Source organism: Micromonospora sp. 15K316 (assembly GCF_004348525.1).
Classification (GTDB): domain Bacteria; phylum Actinomycetota; class Actinomycetes; order Mycobacteriales; family Micromonosporaceae; genus Micromonospora.
In genome coordinates, this window is the sequence record NZ_SMKG01000118.1 from 1 (window position 1) to 17,336 (window position 17,336).

General features: G+C 70.8%; 16 protein-coding genes. 10 read left to right on the forward strand and 6 right to left on the reverse strand.

Features of this window, described 5'->3' with window-relative positions:
• Positions 1-772: 772 nt before the first annotated feature.
• Positions 773-1,024 (reverse strand): SCO4848 family membrane protein, encoded by a 252-nt coding sequence (locus E1211_RS20780; protein WP_132350674.1) that lies wholly within the window; start codon positions 1,022-1,024, stop codon positions 773-775.
• Between the two features lie 143 nt (positions 1,025-1,167).
• On the opposite strand from E1211_RS20780, the gene E1211_RS32630 reads away from it, so the two are divergent.
• The 4 genes from E1211_RS32630 (at position 1,168) to E1211_RS20795 (ending at position 3,830) form a co-directional block, all read left to right on the forward strand.
• Positions 1,168-1,341 carry a hypothetical protein gene (locus tag E1211_RS32630; RefSeq protein WP_158609415.1) on the forward strand — a complete coding sequence of 58 codons (174 nt, stop codon included), beginning with the start codon at positions 1,168-1,170 and terminating at the stop codon, positions 1,339-1,341.
• Between the two features lie 88 nt (positions 1,342-1,429).
• Positions 1,430-2,488, forward strand: a complete 1,059-nt coding sequence (gene trpS, locus E1211_RS20785; RefSeq protein ID WP_132350675.1) for a tryptophan--tRNA ligase — start codon at positions 1,430-1,432, stop codon at positions 2,486-2,488.
• A 488-nt stretch (positions 2,489-2,976) separates the two neighbouring features.
• On the forward strand, positions 2,977-3,426 hold the full coding sequence (locus tag E1211_RS20790) for a hypothetical protein (RefSeq protein WP_132350676.1): 450 nt from the start codon (positions 2,977-2,979) through the stop codon (positions 3,424-3,426).
• Positions 3,423-3,830, forward strand: coding sequence for a hypothetical protein (locus E1211_RS20795; RefSeq protein ID WP_132350677.1), 408 nt, complete (start codon positions 3,423-3,425; stop codon positions 3,828-3,830). Before E1211_RS20790 ends, E1211_RS20795 begins: the two co-directional genes overlap by 4 nt.
• A gap of 138 nt (positions 3,831-3,968) precedes the next feature.
• Here E1211_RS20795 and E1211_RS20800 read toward each other — a convergent pair whose 3' ends face one another.
• Positions 3,969-4,811 carry an oxidoreductase gene (locus E1211_RS20800; RefSeq protein ID WP_132350678.1) on the reverse strand — a complete coding sequence of 281 codons (843 nt, stop codon included), beginning with the start codon at positions 4,809-4,811 and terminating at the stop codon, positions 3,969-3,971.
• 152 nt (positions 4,812-4,963) lie between these two features.
• Here E1211_RS20800 and E1211_RS20805 point away from each other — a divergent pair, with 152 nt between their 5' ends.
• A complete protein-coding gene (locus tag E1211_RS20805) occupies positions 4,964-5,509 on the forward strand; it encodes a TetR/AcrR family transcriptional regulator (protein ID WP_132350679.1) in 546 nt (181 codons plus the stop codon).
• A 132-nt stretch (positions 5,510-5,641) separates the two neighbouring features.
• Entirely contained in the window at positions 5,642-6,658 is a 1,017-nt protein-coding gene (locus E1211_RS20810) for a DUF1996 domain-containing protein (RefSeq protein WP_243709625.1), read from the forward strand.
• Between the two features lie 105 nt (positions 6,659-6,763).
• Here the strand turns inward: E1211_RS20810 and E1211_RS20815 are convergent, their stop codons facing one another.
• Both E1211_RS20815 and E1211_RS20820 read right to left on the reverse strand, forming a co-directional pair.
• A complete protein-coding gene (locus E1211_RS20815) occupies positions 6,764-7,207 on the reverse strand; it encodes a DUF4333 domain-containing protein (RefSeq protein WP_132350680.1) in 444 nt (147 codons plus the stop codon).
• A gap of 17 nt (positions 7,208-7,224) precedes the next feature.
• Positions 7,225-7,926, reverse strand: coding sequence for a hypothetical protein (locus E1211_RS20820; RefSeq protein WP_132350681.1), 702 nt, complete (start codon positions 7,924-7,926; stop codon positions 7,225-7,227).
• 239 nt (positions 7,927-8,165) lie between these two features.
• Between E1211_RS20820 and E1211_RS20825 the strand changes: the two genes are divergently transcribed.
• Positions 8,166-8,462, forward strand: a complete 297-nt coding sequence (locus E1211_RS20825) for a WXG100 family type VII secretion target (RefSeq protein WP_132350682.1) — start codon at positions 8,166-8,168, stop codon at positions 8,460-8,462.
• A gap of 90 nt (positions 8,463-8,552) precedes the next feature.
• Entirely contained in the window at positions 8,553-12,944 is a 4,392-nt protein-coding gene (locus E1211_RS20830; protein ID WP_132350683.1) for an FtsK/SpoIIIE domain-containing protein, read from the forward strand.
• A gap of 125 nt (positions 12,945-13,069) precedes the next feature.
• Here E1211_RS20830 and E1211_RS20835 read toward each other — a convergent pair whose 3' ends face one another.
• Together E1211_RS20835 and E1211_RS20840 are read right to left on the reverse strand one after the other, a co-directional pair.
• Positions 13,070-13,729 (reverse strand): hypothetical protein, encoded by a 660-nt coding sequence (locus tag E1211_RS20835; RefSeq protein ID WP_132350684.1) that lies wholly within the window; start codon positions 13,727-13,729, stop codon positions 13,070-13,072.
• A gap of 20 nt (positions 13,730-13,749) precedes the next feature.
• The gene (locus tag E1211_RS20840; RefSeq protein WP_132350685.1) at positions 13,750-14,052 is read right to left on the reverse strand and encodes a hypothetical protein; all 303 of its coding nucleotides are present in this window, start codon (positions 14,050-14,052) and stop codon (positions 13,750-13,752) included.
• A 311-nt stretch (positions 14,053-14,363) separates the two neighbouring features.
• Between E1211_RS20840 and E1211_RS20845 the strand changes: the two genes are divergently transcribed.
• Both E1211_RS20845 and E1211_RS20850 read left to right on the forward strand, forming a co-directional pair.
• Positions 14,364-16,241: a putative T7SS-secreted protein gene (locus tag E1211_RS20845; RefSeq protein ID WP_132350686.1), complete on the forward strand. Its 1,878-nt coding sequence runs from the start codon at positions 14,364-14,366 to the stop codon at positions 16,239-16,241.
• Between the two features lie 152 nt (positions 16,242-16,393).
• A partial coding sequence (locus tag E1211_RS20850; RefSeq protein WP_132350687.1) for a putative T7SS-secreted protein occupies positions 16,394-17,336 on the forward strand: 943 nt, incomplete at its 3' end.

Genomic DNA, 17,336 nt, shown 5'->3' on the forward strand with positions numbered 1-17,336 from the left:
GCAACAAAAAGTTGCCAAAGGAATCCAAACCAGAAGATCCCGAAGAATCAACCAGTCCGGGGTATAAATCAATTTGGCACTGGCTTATCAAACACCCTGTTGAGTTCTCAAAGAACAACCACACACCATCCGACAACCCCCACCAGGAGGGCCCATCATCCGGGGCATTTCGTTCCGCAACCCGCCGCTCTCGCGCCGGGCACTTTTACTACGTTACCTCACCGTTTCCACCGTGTCAAACCGCTGTGTGCCGGTCTGTCGTGCTTCGTACGGGTTGGCACCGCCGAACACGCGCAGCAGCGAACCGCTGTGCTTGATCGTCGGATTCGGCAGGCCGGCCGCTGCGGTCTCCCGCGAGCTCGCCCGGTGCCCTGCCGGTCGTCAACCTTACCCGGTCGGTTTCGCCTCACCAAATCCGCCTCGCGGCGAATCCGGGGCACCGCCCGGAACCGGTTTCCGGAGTGGCCCTGCGGCCGCTCTGGTCCCGATGCCATCCCGGTTCAGGGCCCCGGGCTCTTCGTCCCGTTTGCCCCGTTCCGCGCTGGCAGAGAGAAAGTTACGCGGGTTCGGGTTTGATCGTCAAATCGGCGGCACGCGGCGCGCGTCACACGATCACCGTCGGCCTATCTTCCCAGGTCAAAGCGGGTCAGCGAGTGGCACTCCGCGCTGACCCCACCCCAACGCCAGGTGAACGGTGGGCTCGAACGCCGCCCAGGACGGGGCTCGGCAGGCCCTGCGGGATGCCACGGGACCAACCCCGAAGGGCCCGGCGTCAGCGGGTGCCCCTCCGCGCCGCGAACCAGGCACGAAGGCCGAGCACCCCCACGACAGTGCCGATGGCGAGCGACCCCCCGATCAGGAGGGCGTGCACCCAGAGGAAGGAGGTGGGCGTTCCCTGCGCGGACACACCGCCGGACCACGATCGGGGGTCGTCCCAGATCGCCACGGCGAACCTCGGCCAGATCACCCACATCCAGACCCCCACGCCCGTGAGGAAGAGGGCCCAGCCACGCGACAACACCATGGCAGCCCAGTATGCCAGCGGCATCCGGCCCACCGACCTGGTCGGGCTCGGGCCCACCGCGAACTCGGAGGCACGGACGGCTCCGTATCCGATCGATCCGCTCCTGGTCCGCCGGGAAGTCGGTCAACGGGTACGGTGGCCCCATGGCCCGGCCGAGCATCCCCACGCCGGAGGTCGTCACCAGCAGCGACGACCTCCCGCTCGGCGTCTCCACCGGCCCGGCCCACCGCGGTGACGGCCGCGAGCAGATCCTCGATGTCCTTCGTGCCGGCGGACTGCGGTTCCGCGACGGCGCGCGATGGCGGACGGCGTACTGACCCGAATCCGCTGACCGGTCCGGCGAGCCTCGCCCCGACCGGCGCGCCCGCGCGTCAACCCACTCTTCCCGACGAAAGGCGTACCACCATGTCCGTCCCACGCATGCTCACCGGGGACCGCCCGACCGGGCGGCTGCACCTCGGCCACTACGTCGGCAGCATCGCGAACCGCGTACGGCTGCACCAGCGGTACGACAGCTTCTTCATCATCGCCGACCTGCACATGCTGACCACCAGGAACACCCGCGAGGACATCGAGCGGGTCGGCGACAACGCCCGCGAGATGGTCACCGACATCCTGGCCGCCGGCGTCGACCCGGCCCGGGCGACGTTCTACCTCCAATCGGCGATCCCCGAGGTCGGCGACCTGAACACGCTCCTGCAGAACCTGGTCACCGTGCCCCGGCTGGAGCGGGTGCCGTCACTCAAGGAGATGGCCCGGGACTCGGGCAAGGAGGAGATGCCCTACGGGCTGCTCGGCTACCCGGTGCTCCAGGCCGCCGACATCCTCTGCGTGAAGGGGCAGGTCGTGCCGGTCGGCAAGGACAACGCCGCTCACGTGGAGGTGACCCGGGAGATCGCCCGTCGGTTCAACGGCCTCTACGGGACGGTCTTCCCGGTCCCGGAGCTGATCCAGGCGGACACGTCCTCCCTCGTCGGTACGGACGGCGCGGCCAAGATGAGCAAGAGCCGGGGCAACACGATCCTGCTCTCCGACGACCCGGCCGCCGTGCGGCGCACGGTGATGGGCATGTACACCGACCCGAACCGGGTCCGCGCCGACGTGCCCGGGACGGTCGAGGGGAATCCGGTCTTCGCGTACCACGACGTGTTCAACCCGGATCGCGCGCAGGTGGCGGAGCTGAAGGAGCGCTACCGCGCCGGACGGGTGGGCGACGTCGAGGTCAAGGAGAGGCTGGTCGACGCGCTGAACCACTTCCTGGATCCGATCCGGGAGCGCCGGGCACGGATCGAGGACGACCGCGGCCTGGTCGACCAGCTCATCTTCGAGGGCACCGAACGGACCCGCCACGAGGTACGGCAGACGGTGCGTGAGGTGCGCCGGGCGATGGGCCTGACCAGCGCGTACACCCGGATGCGTCGCCGGGCGGAGCGGGCCGGGCGGGCCTTGACCACCGCGGGCTGACCCGGCGGGGTTCTGCGGCCTCTCCCGGCTCGACGGGGCGGGGAGAGGCCACAGACCGGCGTACGGACGCAGTGACACCCCCGGTCGTCGATCCACTTGACGAGCCGGCGGCACGTGCCCACCTCTCCCAGCCCTGGTCGGCGCAATCCGGCACCTACAAGATCATTACCTGCCCCGTCCGCTCACCCGACCGGCCGGACTCCGCCGCACCGGCACGCCGCCAGGTGGCCGCAAGAACCCTCGATCCCACACTTGACCTGCGGAAATACGACTCGCTTCAGAGTGGACGAGGGCTTCCGGCCAGTGATACGACTTGTCTATCGGCCCGTCAACGGCGCCGCGTCGTACCCAATCTGATGCCGCCCGTTCAGTCGGGCTTTCAACCGGGTCACGCAGCCGCGAGGGCACCGCCGGCGCAAGCGTTGCCGTCCCGCTGTTTGCCCCGTGCACCGCCGAATGGACGCGGCAGAGTCGCCCGAGGAGTGCTCGTGCCGCACAACCGGATCCGCCCCCGGCGCCAGCCGTTCGAAGTCGCCGTACTGCTGGCCGCCCCGCCCTGCGGCGTCTTCCTGATCCTCCTGGACGTCCGACCACAGTCGGTCACACTGGCCATGCCACCCCCGCTCCAGACGGGCTGGGAGACGGGCCTGATCGTCGGCGGCCTGGTCGGCCTCTCGGGAATCCTCTGGCCCGGGCGACTGTCCACAGGCCTCGGTATCGAGCTGGCGGCGCTGCTGATGCTCGGCTCGATCACCGGCATGTACGCGGTCGCCATCGCGGCGATCTCGGGCACGCGGGGCGTGGCCGCGATCTCGTTCGTGGTCGCCGTGTCGGCCGGATCGTTCTGGCGCTCCGCGCAGATAGTCCTCGATCTCCGGCAGCTCGCCCAGGCCAGCCGGGAGATCGGCACCGACGTCGTCACCGGGGAGTCGGCATGAGCAGCGCACCGCCGTCACCAGCCGCGCCGCAGTGGCTGCAGACCGTACTCTCCGCCCTCGGCGTGCTCGGCAGCGCCGGAGGGCTCGCCGCCATCGTCGCGGTGATCATTCAACGGGGCAAGTTCAAGGCCGACGCGGCGGACACCCTCACCGACGCCGCTCTCACCCTGGTGCAGCCGCTGCGGGCGCGGGTCTGCGAACTCGAACGTGAGGCGCTCGCCTCCCGCGAGGAGCTGGCCACGATGCGTAGCAAGGTGTACCAGCTGGAGGCCGCCGTCCGGTCGCTGCGCCGGACGCTGGAGAAGTGGCGGGCGGCGGTGATGGCGCCGGATGCCACGCTGCGCCGGATCCGGGCGACGGTGGCGGAGTCCCAGGAGGGACGCGATCAGCCACCCGACTCCTGACCCGGCGCGGTAGGCGCGGCGGACTCCGGTCAGAGGTCCGCGCACGACCGGCGGTGGAGCGACCTCGGTCCGCTCCACCGCCGGTCCGCGTCCTCGGGGAGGATCGGCGGGCGCCGGGGCGGTATGTCTTCCGGGTCGTCAGACGACCGCGGTGAAGTCGGCGGACCGAGTCAGCTCGGCCCACCTCTCCGCCTCGGTGATCTGGTTCCGGGAGTGGTCCAGGGCGATCTGGAGCGCGTCGGACCCGAGCAGCAGGCGCAGCGGCGGTTCCTCGCTGGCGGCGATCTCGACGATCGCGTCGGCGGCCCGCGCCGGATCACCCGGCTCGTTGCCCGAGTAGCCGGCAAGCATCCGCAGCCGCCCGCCGACGGTCTCGTCGTACTCGGCGCGGACCGGCGCCGAGGGCTCGGCCGCGCCGCCGGCCCAGTTCGTCCGGAGTCCGCCCGGCTCGATGATCGTCACCTTGATGCCGAGCGGCGCCACCTCGCTGGCGACGACCGCGGAGTAGCCCTCGACGCCGTACTTGGCGGTCTGGTAGGCGCTCAGGCCGGAGGTGCCGCCCACCCGGCCGCCGATCGAGGAGACCTGGATGAGGTGGCCGGAGCGCTGGCGACGCATGACCGGCAGGGCGGCCTTGGTCACGTTGACGACGCCGAACAGGTTGGTCTCGACCTGGCGGCGGAACTCGTCCTCCGGGAAGTCCTCCGCGGAGGCAGTGGTGGCGTAGCCGGCGTTGTTGACGAGCACGTCGAGTCCGCCGAAGCGCTCGACGGCGCTGTTCACGACGGTCCGGGCGGCGGTCGGATCGGTGACGTCCAGGCTCACGGCGAGCAGGTGCTCGCCGTGACGGAGCGCCAGGTCGTCGAGCTGCCGCGGAGAACGACTGGCCGCCACCACGTTGTCGCCGGCGGCCAGCGCCGCTTCGACGAGGTGCCGGCCGAGGCCTGCGGAGCTGCCGGTGATGAGCCACGTCTTCGACATGATCATTTCCTTCCTCGGGGTCCCACGGCGAGAAGGCCGGGAACCCACGTCAGCCTTACTGCCACACAAACGTAGCACTTGCTTCGGTGCATGCCTCCATGTCGTGGCATTAGCTAAGTGAGCTGCCGCACAGGTGTAGTCTCGGCAGGGTCATGAGAGCTGATGCGGCGCGAAACCTCGACCTGGTCCTGCGGACCGGAGCACGCCTGCTCGCCGAGGATCCGGCAACCAGCATGAGCACCATCGCGTCCGCGGCCGGGGTCGATCGCCGCACCGTCTACCGCCGCTTCGCCACCCGGGAAACGCTGCTCAGCGCCGTCTTCATGGCCAAGCTCGACGCCGTCGATCTCGTGTTCGAGCAGGCCCGCCTCGACGAGGCGCCGGTACAGGTGGCGCTGCACCGCTACGTGGAGGGGATCGTTCCGGTCAGTCGGCAGTGGCCGGTCGACATGCACCGGATGATGCGTGGCGATCCGACCGCGTATGCACGGGCCCGGGAGCAGAGCCGGCGGCTCGACCGGTTCGTCGAACGAGCCGCGAACGAGGGGCTCTTCCGCGATGACCTACCGGTCGAGTGGCTTCGCGCGCTGCTCGACAAGGTGGTCTCCACCGCCGCTCACCAGTTCACCGACCTCGAGCCGCCCGAGGCCGCCGACCGGGTCGTGGAGTCGCTGCTCAAGGGCATCGGCTCGCGCTGACCCGGGCCCGCCGGCGCACGCGCGCGGCAATCGGAGTTCGGCCCAGATCACACCCGGAGGCGGCCGGCCGGGCCACCCGAGCCGCCCGCCCTACGCTCGACAGCGTGTGGCGACCGGAGTGGGTGCATCAACGTGCCGCCTAGCGATCAGCCCAGGAGCAGGAGCACGCCGGCCCGGCGTCCGGCGGTCGCCGTGATGCTCGCGCTGGAACTACTGCTCGTCGCGCTCGGGTTCGGCGTGGCGCAGCGGGTCGACATCGGCGATGACGCCCCGCGCACGCCGGTGGCCAACCTCCTCGGCCCCGACTTCGTCGACATCAGGTCCGTGCCGTCCGGCCCCGCCGCTCCCGCGACCGCCCCCGGTGCGGCCACCGGAACCTTCACCTGGGACTGCGGACGCAACGAGAACGGCCACCGCAACACCGCCAACATCGTGATGGCGCCCGGCTTCCCCGGCCAGCCGCACCACGTGCACGACTACGTCGGCAACGTTTCCACGGACGTCAACTCGACCCCCCGTACCCTCGCGGCAGCAGCGACGACCTGCCGCAACGGTGACCGGTCCACCTACTTCTGGCCGGTGCTGCGCACCGTCGGACCGGGCGGAACGCCGGGCCACACCGGGCACGACGGTGAGATCCAGGTGCCGGTCGAGGTGGGGCTCACCTTCTCCGGCAACCCCCGCGGGAACGTGGTGGCGATGCCCCAGCAGCTTGCCGGCACGGTCGGGGACGCCGTGGCCGTCACCAACGGCGGCGCGCACGCGGCGGCGACGTGGACCTGCGCCAGCACGCCGCAACGGCGCACCACTGCGTATCCCGCCTGCCCGGCCGGTGACCGGGTGCTGCGCGTCTACGACTTCCCGAGCTGCTGGGACGGCCGGCGGGCGGACAGCCAGAGTCACCGCGCGCACCTGGTCTTCCCCACCGAGGACGGCGCCTGCCCGCACAACACCTTCCCGGTGCCGCGGCTGCGGCTGACCCTCGCGTACGACCTCCCGCCGGGCGTCCGGTTCCAGATCGACGCCTTCGACGGCCAGCGCAACAGCCCGCTGACCGACCATGCGTTCTTCGTCAACCTGATGCCGGAGTCGCTGATGGCGAAGGTCGTGGCCTGTCTCAACAGCGGCCGCACCTGCCGGGAGGGCTGACCACCGCCAGGGCGGTGGGCCGCTTGGGGCCCCCGCCCCGGCAGCCCGGCCGCCGGCAGCCGGGCAGGTCGGTGACGTCGATCCGGGGTACGCCCCGCCGTCGCCTCACTGCGGACGTCCCACCTCGAACCGGCCGTCGGACGACTTCACGGTCACGGAGACCGTCTTCGGCACCCCCGCGACCTGGGCGGAGCAGGAGAAGCGGTGGTCCACCTGCACCGACTGGCCCGTCGGGCAGGCGACGTTGTTCGCGTCGAGCTGGTAGTCGTCACGGAGCACCGTCAGCACCCCCTGCTGCAGCGCCGCCGTGTCGAAGACCTTCCGGTTGAAGAAACCGGGCCAGGCCAGGCCGAGTACGGCCACCAGCACGACCACGACCACGACCGGGGCGGCCACACCCACCACGAGCTTCGGAGAGAGTCCTCGCCGGCGTTCGGAACGGGTGCCGGGCGTGGCGGCCGGCCCCCACTGCGGCGGTGGCGCCGGCGCCCAGCGCGGGGTGGGCGGGGCCGCGCCGTTGTTGTCGGGGCCCCCGTACGGGTTGGTCATCGTCGTCTCCTCCGGGCTCAGCGGGCGGCGGCCGTGGTGGGCACGCCGATCACCTCGGGCAGCGGCTTCGTCTTGCCCCCGCTCGGGTTGACGGCGAACCAGGTGCCGCCGACGCCCTGGCCCTTGATGTCGCCCGGTTCGGTGTCGTTGGCGAAGAGGTAGACCGGCCAGCCGGCGATGGTCACCTGGCAGGTGCCGTCGGCCCGCTCCACGTAGCCGATCAGCTGCGGGTTGATCCCGCTCGGGTAGATCTGGCCGGGCGACTTGATCAGCAGCGGGGGCCAGGTCTTCGCGCAGTCGCCGTTGCAGTTGGACTTCGACGGCTTGGCCTGGTCCTTGTCGAACCGGTAGAGCGTGCGGCCCTTCCCGTCGGCGACGTACGTGCCGATGTCGGCGGACGCGGTCCCGTTCAACTGCACGATGTTGCTGCCCTGCCCCTTGTCCGGCGCCGGGGAGAGCGAGACGTTGGCCGGTCCGCTGTAGATCTGCACCCGGCGCTGCGTCTTCGCCACCGTGGGCGTGGGCAGCGGAGTCGGGGCCTCGACCACCTCGGGGTTCCGCTCCGGGCTCGCCGAGGTCGAGACGGTCGGGCTCGGCTGCCCGCCCGCCGTCGTGGCGGCCGGCGCCGCCGTCCCGGACTGCTGTTCGCCACACGCGGCCAGGGCCGCCAGGCTGGTCAGTGCGATCGCGGTCCGCGCGATCCGGCTGCGCAACAACATCTCTGCTCTACCTCGTGTTCGGGGAGGAACCGTGCCCGTACGCGCGGTCCGGCACCCACACGAGGCGATCGGCGAAGTGGTTCACCGGGGCGGTGGAGAGAGGCTCCCGTCACGAAGCCGACCGTCCCGCTGAACCGTTTCGGGGCACCGTCCGTGTGGGTGGCGGCAACGGCGGAAGGCGGTCCACGAGAGACCGCCTCACGAGCCGGAGAGACCCGAAGACACGAGGGAGCGGGAACATGGCTACCTACCACATCGTCAGCGAGGACATCCAGGAGTCGGCGAGCTGGCTGAAGCAGAACATGCAGACGCTGCTCGACGGGATGACCCAGGCCAAGAGCAAGATCGACACCCTGATCCAGGGCGGCTACAACACCCCGGGCGCCCAGCAGCAGTTCGGCCCGTACTTCGAGGAGTACAAGGGCAGCGTGGACCAGACCCTGCACGGCATGGAGGGCATCAGCCAGTACCTCACGCAGGTCAGCGACGCCTTCTCGGACACCGACACGCAGACCGCGAACAGCCTCAGCCGCTGACGACCGGACGGCGTCGGGGCCGCGTGGTGACCAGATCACCACGCGGCCCCGACGTTTTGTTCTGACGGACCATCCGACCAGGAGAACCACGTGCGTCTGTTGCTCACCGTTGCGGACCCGTCCACCGCCGCCACCGACTACCAGGTCGACGCCAGCCTCGAGAACACCGTCGGCGAACTCGCCGAGGCGCTGGCCGCGCGCCGTGCGGCGCCCGGTGACACGCCCCCGACCATCTTCGTCGCCGGCGCGCCGCTGGATCCCCGGCTCACCCTCGCCGAGGCGCCACTGCGCCAGGGCACCGTGCTCGGCCTGGACCGGCCCGTACCCGAGGCGCCCACGCAACCACCCGGCCTGCTGGAGGTACGGGTGGTCAGCGGAACCGACGCCGGGAGCGTCCACCGACTCGACATCGGCGAGCACTCCATCGGTGCCGCGAGCACCAGCCGGGTCCGCCTCACCGATCCGTCGCTCGCCGCCGTGATGGCGTGGATCCGGGTCACCCCGGACGGTGCGTGCCGGCTGCGTCCGGCCCAACCCGGGCTGCTGCTCGACCGCGCCGAACTCGACGACGAGCAGGTGTGGAGCCCGGGTGGGCAGCTCGCCGTCGGCTCGTCCATGCTGGAGCTGCGCCGCCCGGTCCGGGCGGAGGCCGCACTGCAGGTCTCCGAGGACCGGACCGGCCTGGACTACAACCGGCCGCCACGGTTGCTGCCCGCGGCCCGCACCACCCAGTTCTCCCTGCCGGGCGTGCCGGCGCCACCCGACCGGCGACCGATCGCGTTGATCACCGTGCTGGCACCGCTCGTGGTGTCCGGGGCCGCGTACCTGGTCACGCGGAACCCGCTGACCCTGCTCTTCGCCGTCCTGTCCCCGGTCGCGTTGATCGCCAGCCAGGTCGGTGCCCGCCGGCAGGGAAAGGTCACCTACCGCACCCGACTCGCCGAGTACGAGGCGAAGAAGAAGCGGATCACCGCCGACGCGCAGGAGGCGCTGACGGCCGAGCGGCTGGCCCGGCGGGACAACTTCCCCGACCCGGCGGCGGTACGGCTGATCGCGGTGGGGCCGCAGCGCCGGCTCTGGGAACGGCGCCGTACCGACCCGGACTTCCTGGAGCTGCGGGCCGGCAGCGCCGACCTTCCGTCGGAGGTGGTGCTCCGTGACGCGAGCCAGGACGAGCACCGCCGGGAGATCCGGTGGAGCGCGCTCGACGTGCCGGCCACCGTACCGGTGCGCCAGCACGGCGTGGTCGGCGTCGCGGGCGGCGCTGTCGCCCGCACCACGGCCCGGTGGATGGTGGCACAGGCAGCCACCCTGCACAGCCCCGAGGACCTGCAGATCTATCTGCTCGCCGGCGCCGGCGACGAGGAGGGCTGGTCGTGGGCCGGGTGGCTGCCGCACGCGGCACCGCGCGACGGTCAGGACACCCTCGCCACCGTCGGGGCGGACACCCAGACCGTGGCCCGCCGGGTGGCCGAGCTGGTCGCCCTCATCTCGGCCCGCTCCGGCGAGCGGGCGGACGGCGCGTTCCGCGACGTCCTCGTGGTGCTGGACGGGGCGCGCCGGCTGCGTTCCCTGCCCGGCGTGACCCAGATCCTGCGGGAAGGGCCGTCGGTCGGAGTACACGCGATCTGCATCGACGCGGAGGAGAAGCTGCTGCCGGAGGAGTGCCAGGCGGTCGTCTCCGAGCAGCCCGACGGGACATTGCTGGTGACCCGGACGCTCGCCGCCCCGGTCTCCGGCGTCCACCCGGACCTGGTCTCCCCGGACTGGTTGCGCACGGTCGCTCGCGCGCTGGCCCCGCTGCGCGACACCGGAGGCTCGGAGGACGGCGCCGCGCTGCCCGACGCGAGCCGGCTGCTCGACGTACTGGGAATGGAGCCGCCGGAGCCGGACGCGGTGGCGGCGCGCTGGACCACCGGGGGCCGGACCACCGAGGCCGTGCTCGGTGTCTCGCTGGACGGGCCGTTCGCCCTGGACCTCAAGCGGGACGGGCCGCACGCCCTGGTGGCCGGCACCACCGGCTCCGGCAAGTCCGAGCTGTTGCAGACGCTTGTCGCCTCGCTCGCGGTCGCCAACCGGCCGGACGCCATGACCTTCGTGCTGGTGGACTACAAGGGCGGAAGTGCCTTCAAGGACTGCGTCCTGCTGCCGCACACGGTCGGCATGGTCACCGACCTCGACACCCACCTGGTGAGCCGGGCGTTGACCTCGCTCACCGCGGAATTGAAACGGCGCGAACACATCCTGGCCGAGGCGGGGGCGAAGGACATCGACGACTACGTCGACCTGCTCCGCCGGGAGCCGACCCGGACGCCGATGCCGCGGCTGCTGATCGTGATCGACGAGTTCGCCTCGATGATCCGCGATCTGCCGGACTTCGTGACCGGTCTGGTCAACATCGCTCAGCGAGGCCGGTCGCTCGGCATCCACCTGGTGCTCGCCACGCAGCGGCCGGGCGGCGTGGTGTCGCCCGAGATCCGCGCGAACACCAACCTGCGGATCGCGCTGCGGGTGACCGACAGCAGCGAGAGCCAGGACGTGCTGAATGCGCCGGACGCCGCCTCGATCTCCAAGTCGACACCGGGCCGCGCCTTCGTCCGTCTCGCGCAGTCGTCGCTCGTGCCGTTCCAGGCCGGGCGGGTCGGTGGGTTCCGGCCGGGGGCTCGCGCGACCACCCGGCAGGTGCCGTGGTTGGTGCCGGTCTCCTGGCCCGACCTCGGCAAGCCGGCGCCGGCCCGCCCCGGCGCCGCGGGCCCCGAGCCGTCCGCGGAGCTGACCGACCTCGCCGTGTTGGTGGAGGCGATCCGGGGCGCCAGCGCGCAGCTGGCCATCCCGCCGCAGCACAGTCCGTGGCTGGCGGCACTGCCGGACACGTTGACAGTGGACGCGCTGCCCGCCGCCCGAGGCAGCGGCTACCAGCTGCCCTCGGTGGCGTACGGCCTGGTCGACCTGCCGGCGCAGCAGGAGCAGGTGCCGCTGGAGCTCGACCTGGGGACGCTCGGGCACCTGCACGTCATCGGGTCGTCGCGCAGCGGCCGGTCGCAGACGCTGCGAACGATCGCCGGGACGGTGGCCCGTACGCACTCGGCGGCGGACGTCCACCTCTACGGCGTCGACTGCGGCAACGGGGCGTTGCTGGCCCTCAACGACCTGCCGCACTGCGGCGCGGTGGTGCAGCGTACGGAGGCGGAGCGGCTCGGTCGGCTCTTCGGTCGGCTCGTCGCCGAGCTCGGACGGCGGCAGCAGCTGCTCGCCTCCACCGGCTCGGCGGGTCTCGTGGAGTACCGCGCGGGTGCGGCCGAGGCCGACCGTCCGCCGCACATCCTGCTGCTGCTCGACCGGTTCGAGGTCTTCGACAAGACCTTCGCCGAATACGACAACGGCAACATCATGGCGGCTCTGCTCACACTGCTGCGCGAGGGCGCCGGGGCCGGGATCCACGTGGTGCTGGCCGGCGATCGGAGCATGTTCTCCACCCGGATCTCCTCGACGACCGACGACAAGCTGGTGCTCCGGCTGACCGAGCGCAGCGACTACAGCATGGTCGGCATCAACTACCGGCAGCTGCCCGACGAGATCGAGGCGGGCCGGGCGATCCGGGCGGTCGACAGCGCGGAGGCGCAGATCGCGCTCCTCACCGAGGACAGCTCCGGTCAGGGGCAGGCACGCGCCCTCGCCGAGATCGCCGAAGCTGCCCGCCTGCGGGACGTCGATCTCGCCGACGCCGCCCGACCGTTCCGGATCGACGTGTTGCCGGACGAGCTGACCCTGGCGGAGGCCCGGACGCTGGCGCGGCCCACCCAGCCACTCTGGACGATGGTCGGGGTGGGCGGCGACGAGCTCACCGCGATCGGCCCGGACCTGGAGAACATCCCCACCTTCGTCCTGGCGGGACCGCCCCGCTCGGGCCGGAGCACCACGCTGCTGACCATGGTCGCCGGGCTGCTGGAGAAGGGGACGCCCGTGGTGATCGCGGCCCCCCGCCGGTCACCGCTGCGGGAGCTGGCCGGCCTGCCCGGCGTGCTCGACCTCGTGACGAGCGAGAACTTCACCTCCGCGGGGCTCGCGGCGGCCCTGGACGGGCGGAGCGGACCGGCCGTGGTGGTCCTCGACGACGCCGAGCAGCTGCTCAAGTGCGACGCGGGCAGCGACCTCGGTGAGATCGCCCGGACCGGGGCCGAGCGGGGGCTCGGGCTGATCATGGCGGGAACCATCGACGGTCTGGCCGGCGGCTTCGGCGGCTGGCACGTCGACGCCCGGCGCAACCGGCAGGGCGGACTGCTCAGCCCGCAGGGCCTCGGCGACGGCGAGCTGATCGGGGCCAAGCTCTCCCGCGGCCAGCTCGGCGGCGGACGGGCGGGCCGGGTGCTCGCCCACTTCGGCGACGGCAAACTGCACCTGGTGCAGGTGCCCCGGACCGAACCCGCCGCGCTGCGGTCGCTGCCGGCCGACACCGGTTCCCCGGTCGGCGAGCCGGCCTGACGATCACGGCACGCCGGCAGGTCGCCCCGTCGAAGGGAGTTGACCTGCCGGCGTATTCGTTGCAGGAAAAAGTCGGGGGGACACCGCCCCCGGTGTCCCCCCGACGCGAAGCCGGCAGCTACCCCCTAGCTGCCGGCTCCAACGGGGGAGGCCGCCGGCGGCGTGAGCGCGGGGCCGTCCCCCTCCCAGGTGAAAGTCAGCGTCGCGGTGATCGTGGCGAAGAGTTCGAAGAGCTCCTCCGCCTCCGCGAGGTTCGGGCTCGAACCGGTGACCAGCAGTACGTTCGCCGAGCCCGGCAGCGGTACGACGGTGTGCATCACGGCGCAGCGAAGGGCGACGCCGTCCTGGGTCACGTTCTGGATGCCGTGCACGCGGCCGACCGTGCCGATCGCGGGGATCTGTGCGGTGCTCACCCGACGCCAGGTCCCGTCGGCGCGGGCCGGCTGCCCGACCGCGGTGAGCGCGCCGAGGATGTCACCGGTCGCCGGCGGGGTGACCACCGAGACCAGCACCGTGGCGGTGAGCGGGCCGTCCTCGTAGACCTGGAAGGTGCCGGCGGCGTGCACCGCTCCCGCGTTGCGGGCCTGCCGCACCGAACGGCGCAGCTGCTCGGCGTACTGCCCGGCCTGGTCGTCGGTGAACCCACCGTCGCGGGCCCGCGTCCACACCTTGTTCGCCAGCCGGTTCTCGCTCGCCTCGTCGGCGACCGAGTAGTCGACCCAGTCGTCCGGGGTACGCAGCTCGAAGCCGGTCGGGGTCGGGGCCGTGGTTGTCGCGCCGGTCACTGTGCTGGCTCCCTCGCTGGTCAACTCGTCGCCTCGTCCGGGTTCTTCAGGGCGTTGCTCGTCTGCTCGTCCGTCTCGCGGAACGCGTCGGCCACCGCCTTCGCGGCGTCGCGCACGCCTTCGAGGTCCTTCGCCACGACGTGCCGGCCGTCGCCCCACCGCTTCTCGAACTCGTGGGCGGCCTTCTGCAAGTCGCGCTGACCGAGCGTGTCGACCACGTGTCCCATCGACTTGATCGGTGCGCTGTCCATCAGGTCCTTGGTGCGTTGCAGCAGGTCGTGCACCCGCTCCAGCTCCACACCCGGGACGTCGATCACGCTCATTCCGACGCTCCCGTGCCGCGCCCGCTTTGCTTGCTCCTGGCGGCACCGCCGCTCCGCTTCCTGCCGTGACGAGGCAGCAGCACACCGAGCCTGACCATCCGCTCGCTCATCTCCGCTCTTCCTCCGGGAGCCGTGAACGGCTCTGCGCGGTACACGGACGGCCGGCCGGAGCGGTTCAGACCCGCGCCTGAACCGATCTCCCGTCCGCGACGTGTGCGAGCCGGCTCCCGGCATTCGACCTGGTGCAGGAGGCCCAGACAGTGCGATGGGGGAGGTTCGTCGTGGCGCGTCCAGGAGCGGCTGAGTGGTCGGTGTTGGAACTCGACTCGGATCCGGTACCGGGTGACCCGGAGTCCTTTGAGGAGATCACCCGCGCCTACCAAGAACTGGCCCGAACCACCCAAGAGGCCCACGACCTGCTCGCCTCCGGCGGCCAGATCGACATCGGCCAGGGCAAAGCCATGGAAGCCTTCAAAGACCTCATCGGCAAACTACCGCCCCGCCTCGACCGGATGGCCCACTCCTACGCCACCGCCGCCGACGCCTACCTGCGCTACCTGCCCTCCCTCGAAGAGGCGCAGACCATGTCCCTACGCGCCCTCGAACAAGCCCGGCAGGCCTCCGGCGACCAAGGCGCCGCCCAAGCCGCGCTCTCCTCCGCCCAAGCCGCGCTCACCGCCCTCACCGGCGACACCGACGCCGCAAAAGACGCCAAAGACAAAGCCGACGACGACCTCGCCGCCGCCCAACGCCGCACCGACGACGCCCGCCAAGCCCTCGACCAAGCCAAATCCCTCCTCGGTCAAGCCACCGCCCTCCGCGACCAAGCCGCCCGCACCGCCGCCGAAACCCTGCGAGACCTCGCCAAGGACGCACCCCAACGATCCCTCTGGGAGAAAATCGCCGAAGCGTTCCACGCCTTCATCGAATTCCTTCGCAGCACCGTCATCGAGTGGATCACCACCGTCCTCGACGTGCTCTCCACCATCGCGTTCTTCATCTTCCCCCCACTCGGCGAAGCCATCGGACTCCTCTCCGGCGCCATCGAACTCGGCGCCGCCCTCCTCACCGGCAACCCCGCCGAAATCGGACTCGCCGCAGGCGGACTCGCCCTCGGACTCGTACCCGGCGGCCGCCTCGTCGGCAAAGTCATGAAATTCGCCCTCAAAGGCACCATCAAAGACGGCATCAAAACCGGCACCAAACAACTCACCAACATCAAACCCCCACCCACCACCGGCACCAAAAGCCTCGGCGACGCGGGCGCGACGAGCTACGGCCCCGGCAAGACGATCAAGGGCGCGTTCACGTCCGTCGGTAAGGGCCTGGGCGACCTGGCGACACGGTTCAAGCCCAAGCCCAAGCCGATGGGTGAGAACACCATCGTCGGCACGAACCGCTGGGGCATGAAGACGCGCTTCGACGCCGGCGATGTCCGGGCCGAACCGGTGCTCAACGCCGACGGCAAACAGATCGGCGTGAGTTTCCCGTTGAGCGCCAGCGACACCAAGAGCCGCGCCGAGTGGGCGAGCGTGCCTGTCAACCTCTCCACCGGCAAGTATCAGGGCCCGGATCTGGCCCCGGGCGGGCACGCGGTCTTCAAGAGCGTGCCGGGCTACAAGCCGTCCGAGGCGGTGGGTGGGAAGCTCGGCCAGCCACGGCCGGACTTCGAGTTCGACCAACTCCGCCGCGCGCCCTGGGCCGGGGAGGCGAACGACCCGATGTTCGTCATGGCGCACAGCAGCGCGAAGGACGTCGGCCTGCAGTTGAAGAACGGCAAGGTGGTGAACGTATCGGGTGGGGAGTTCGCCAAGGTCATCCACCACAACTCGGTGTTCAAGGACGCGGCCGGGGCGAACCCGGACAGTTCGATCGCCATGATCGCCTGCAATTTCGGGGCGAAGGACGGCAAGGTCGCCCCGCAGTTCAGTCAGGTGATGCAGGACCTCGGCAACGATCGGCAGATCTACGCGGCGACCGACACCGTGTGGACCACCCGACCCAAGGATTTCCAGGGCAAGGTCAACGTCCCCGGCGGAGATTTCGCCACCATCGCGGTCTCCAACAAGGGTGAGTTCCGCCCGCTGATCTCTCCCGGAACCAACCACCCGTCTCCGCGCCCCGCAGACAGCGCGCCGCAGCACCCGCCCTTGGACTTCGGCGACCCGCTGCCCGACTTCAGCAGGTAGACGTCTTCGTCGCAACGCCGGCGACGGGCGGGGGTGAACCGTCTCCGGCGTTGCTACGTGTTCGGGTCGCCCCTGGCGCCAGCCGGGGCGTACGGGAGTCCTGAGGGTGTGTTGGGGGAGTGATGGCGCGTCCAGGAGCGGCTGAGTGGTCGGTGTTGGAACTCGACTCGGATCCGGTACCGGGTGACCCGGAGTCCTTTGAGGAGATCACCCGCGCCTACCAAGAACTGGCCCGAACCACCCAAGAGGCCCACGACCTGCTCGCCTCCGGCGGCCAGATCGACATCGGCCAGGGCAAAGCCATGGAAGCCTTCAAAGACCTCATCGGCAAACTACCGCCCCGCCTCGACCGGATGGCCCACTCCTACGCCACCGCCGCCGACGCCTACCTGCGCTACCTGCCCTCCCTCGAAGAGGCGCAGACCATGTCCCTACGCGCCCTCGAACAAGCCCGGCAGGCCTCCGGCGACCAAGGCGCCGCCCAAGCCGCGCTCTCCTCCGCCCAAGCCGCGCTCACCGCCCTCACCGGCGACACCGACGCCGCAAAAGACGCCAAAGACAAAGCCGACGACGACCTCGCCGCCGCCCAACGCCGCACCGACGACGCCCGCCAAGCCCTCGACCAAGCCAAATCCCTCCTCGGTCAAGCCACCGCCCTCCGCGACCAAGCCGCCCGCACCGCCGCCGAAACCCTGCGAGACCTCGCCAAGGACGCACCCCAACGATCCCTCTGGGAGAAAATCGCCGAAGCGTTCCACGCCTTCATCGAATTCCTTCGCAGCACCGTCATCGAGTGGATCACCACCGTCCTCGACGTGCTCTCCACCATCGCGTTCTTCATCTTCCCCCCACTCGGCGAAGCCATCGGACTCCTCTCCGGCGCCATCGAACTCGGCGCCGCCCTCCTCACCGGCAACCCCGCCGAAATCGGACTCGCCGCAGGCGGACTCGCCCTCGGACTCGTACCCGGCGGCCGCCTCGTCGGCAAAGTCATGAAATTCGCCCTCAAAGGCACCATCAAAGACGGCATCAAAACCGGCACCAAACAACTCACCAACATCAAACCCCCACCCACCACCGGCACCAAAAGCCTCG

Bases quoted from the DNA above. Each gene is read 5' to 3' on its own strand.
- trpS (WP_132350675.1), top strand. From the start codon at position 1,430: ATGTCCGTCCCACGCATGCTCACCGGGGACCGCCCGACCGGGCGGCTG.
- E1211_RS20840 (WP_132350685.1), bottom strand. From the start codon at position 14,052: ATGAGCGTGATCGACGTCCCGGGTGTGGAGCTGGAGCGGGTGCACGAC.
- E1211_RS20805 (WP_132350679.1), top strand. From the start codon at position 4,964: ATGAGAGCTGATGCGGCGCGAAACCTCGACCTGGTCCTGCGGACCGGA.
- E1211_RS20780 (WP_132350674.1), bottom strand. From the start codon at position 1,024: ATGGTGTTGTCGCGTGGCTGGGCCCTCTTCCTCACGGGCGTGGGGGTC.
- E1211_RS20815 (WP_132350680.1), bottom strand. From the start codon at position 7,207: ATGACCAACCCGTACGGGGGCCCCGACAACAACGGCGCGGCCCCGCCC.
- E1211_RS32630 (WP_158609415.1), top strand. From the start codon at position 1,168: ATGGCCCGGCCGAGCATCCCCACGCCGGAGGTCGTCACCAGCAGCGAC.
- E1211_RS20795 (WP_132350677.1), top strand. From the start codon at position 3,423: ATGAGCAGCGCACCGCCGTCACCAGCCGCGCCGCAGTGGCTGCAGACC.
- E1211_RS20820 (WP_132350681.1), bottom strand. From the start codon at position 7,926: ATGTTGTTGCGCAGCCGGATCGCGCGGACCGCGATCGCACTGACCAGC.
- E1211_RS20825 (WP_132350682.1), top strand. From the start codon at position 8,166: ATGGCTACCTACCACATCGTCAGCGAGGACATCCAGGAGTCGGCGAGC.
- E1211_RS20800 (WP_132350678.1), bottom strand. From the start codon at position 4,811: ATGTCGAAGACGTGGCTCATCACCGGCAGCTCCGCAGGCCTCGGCCGG.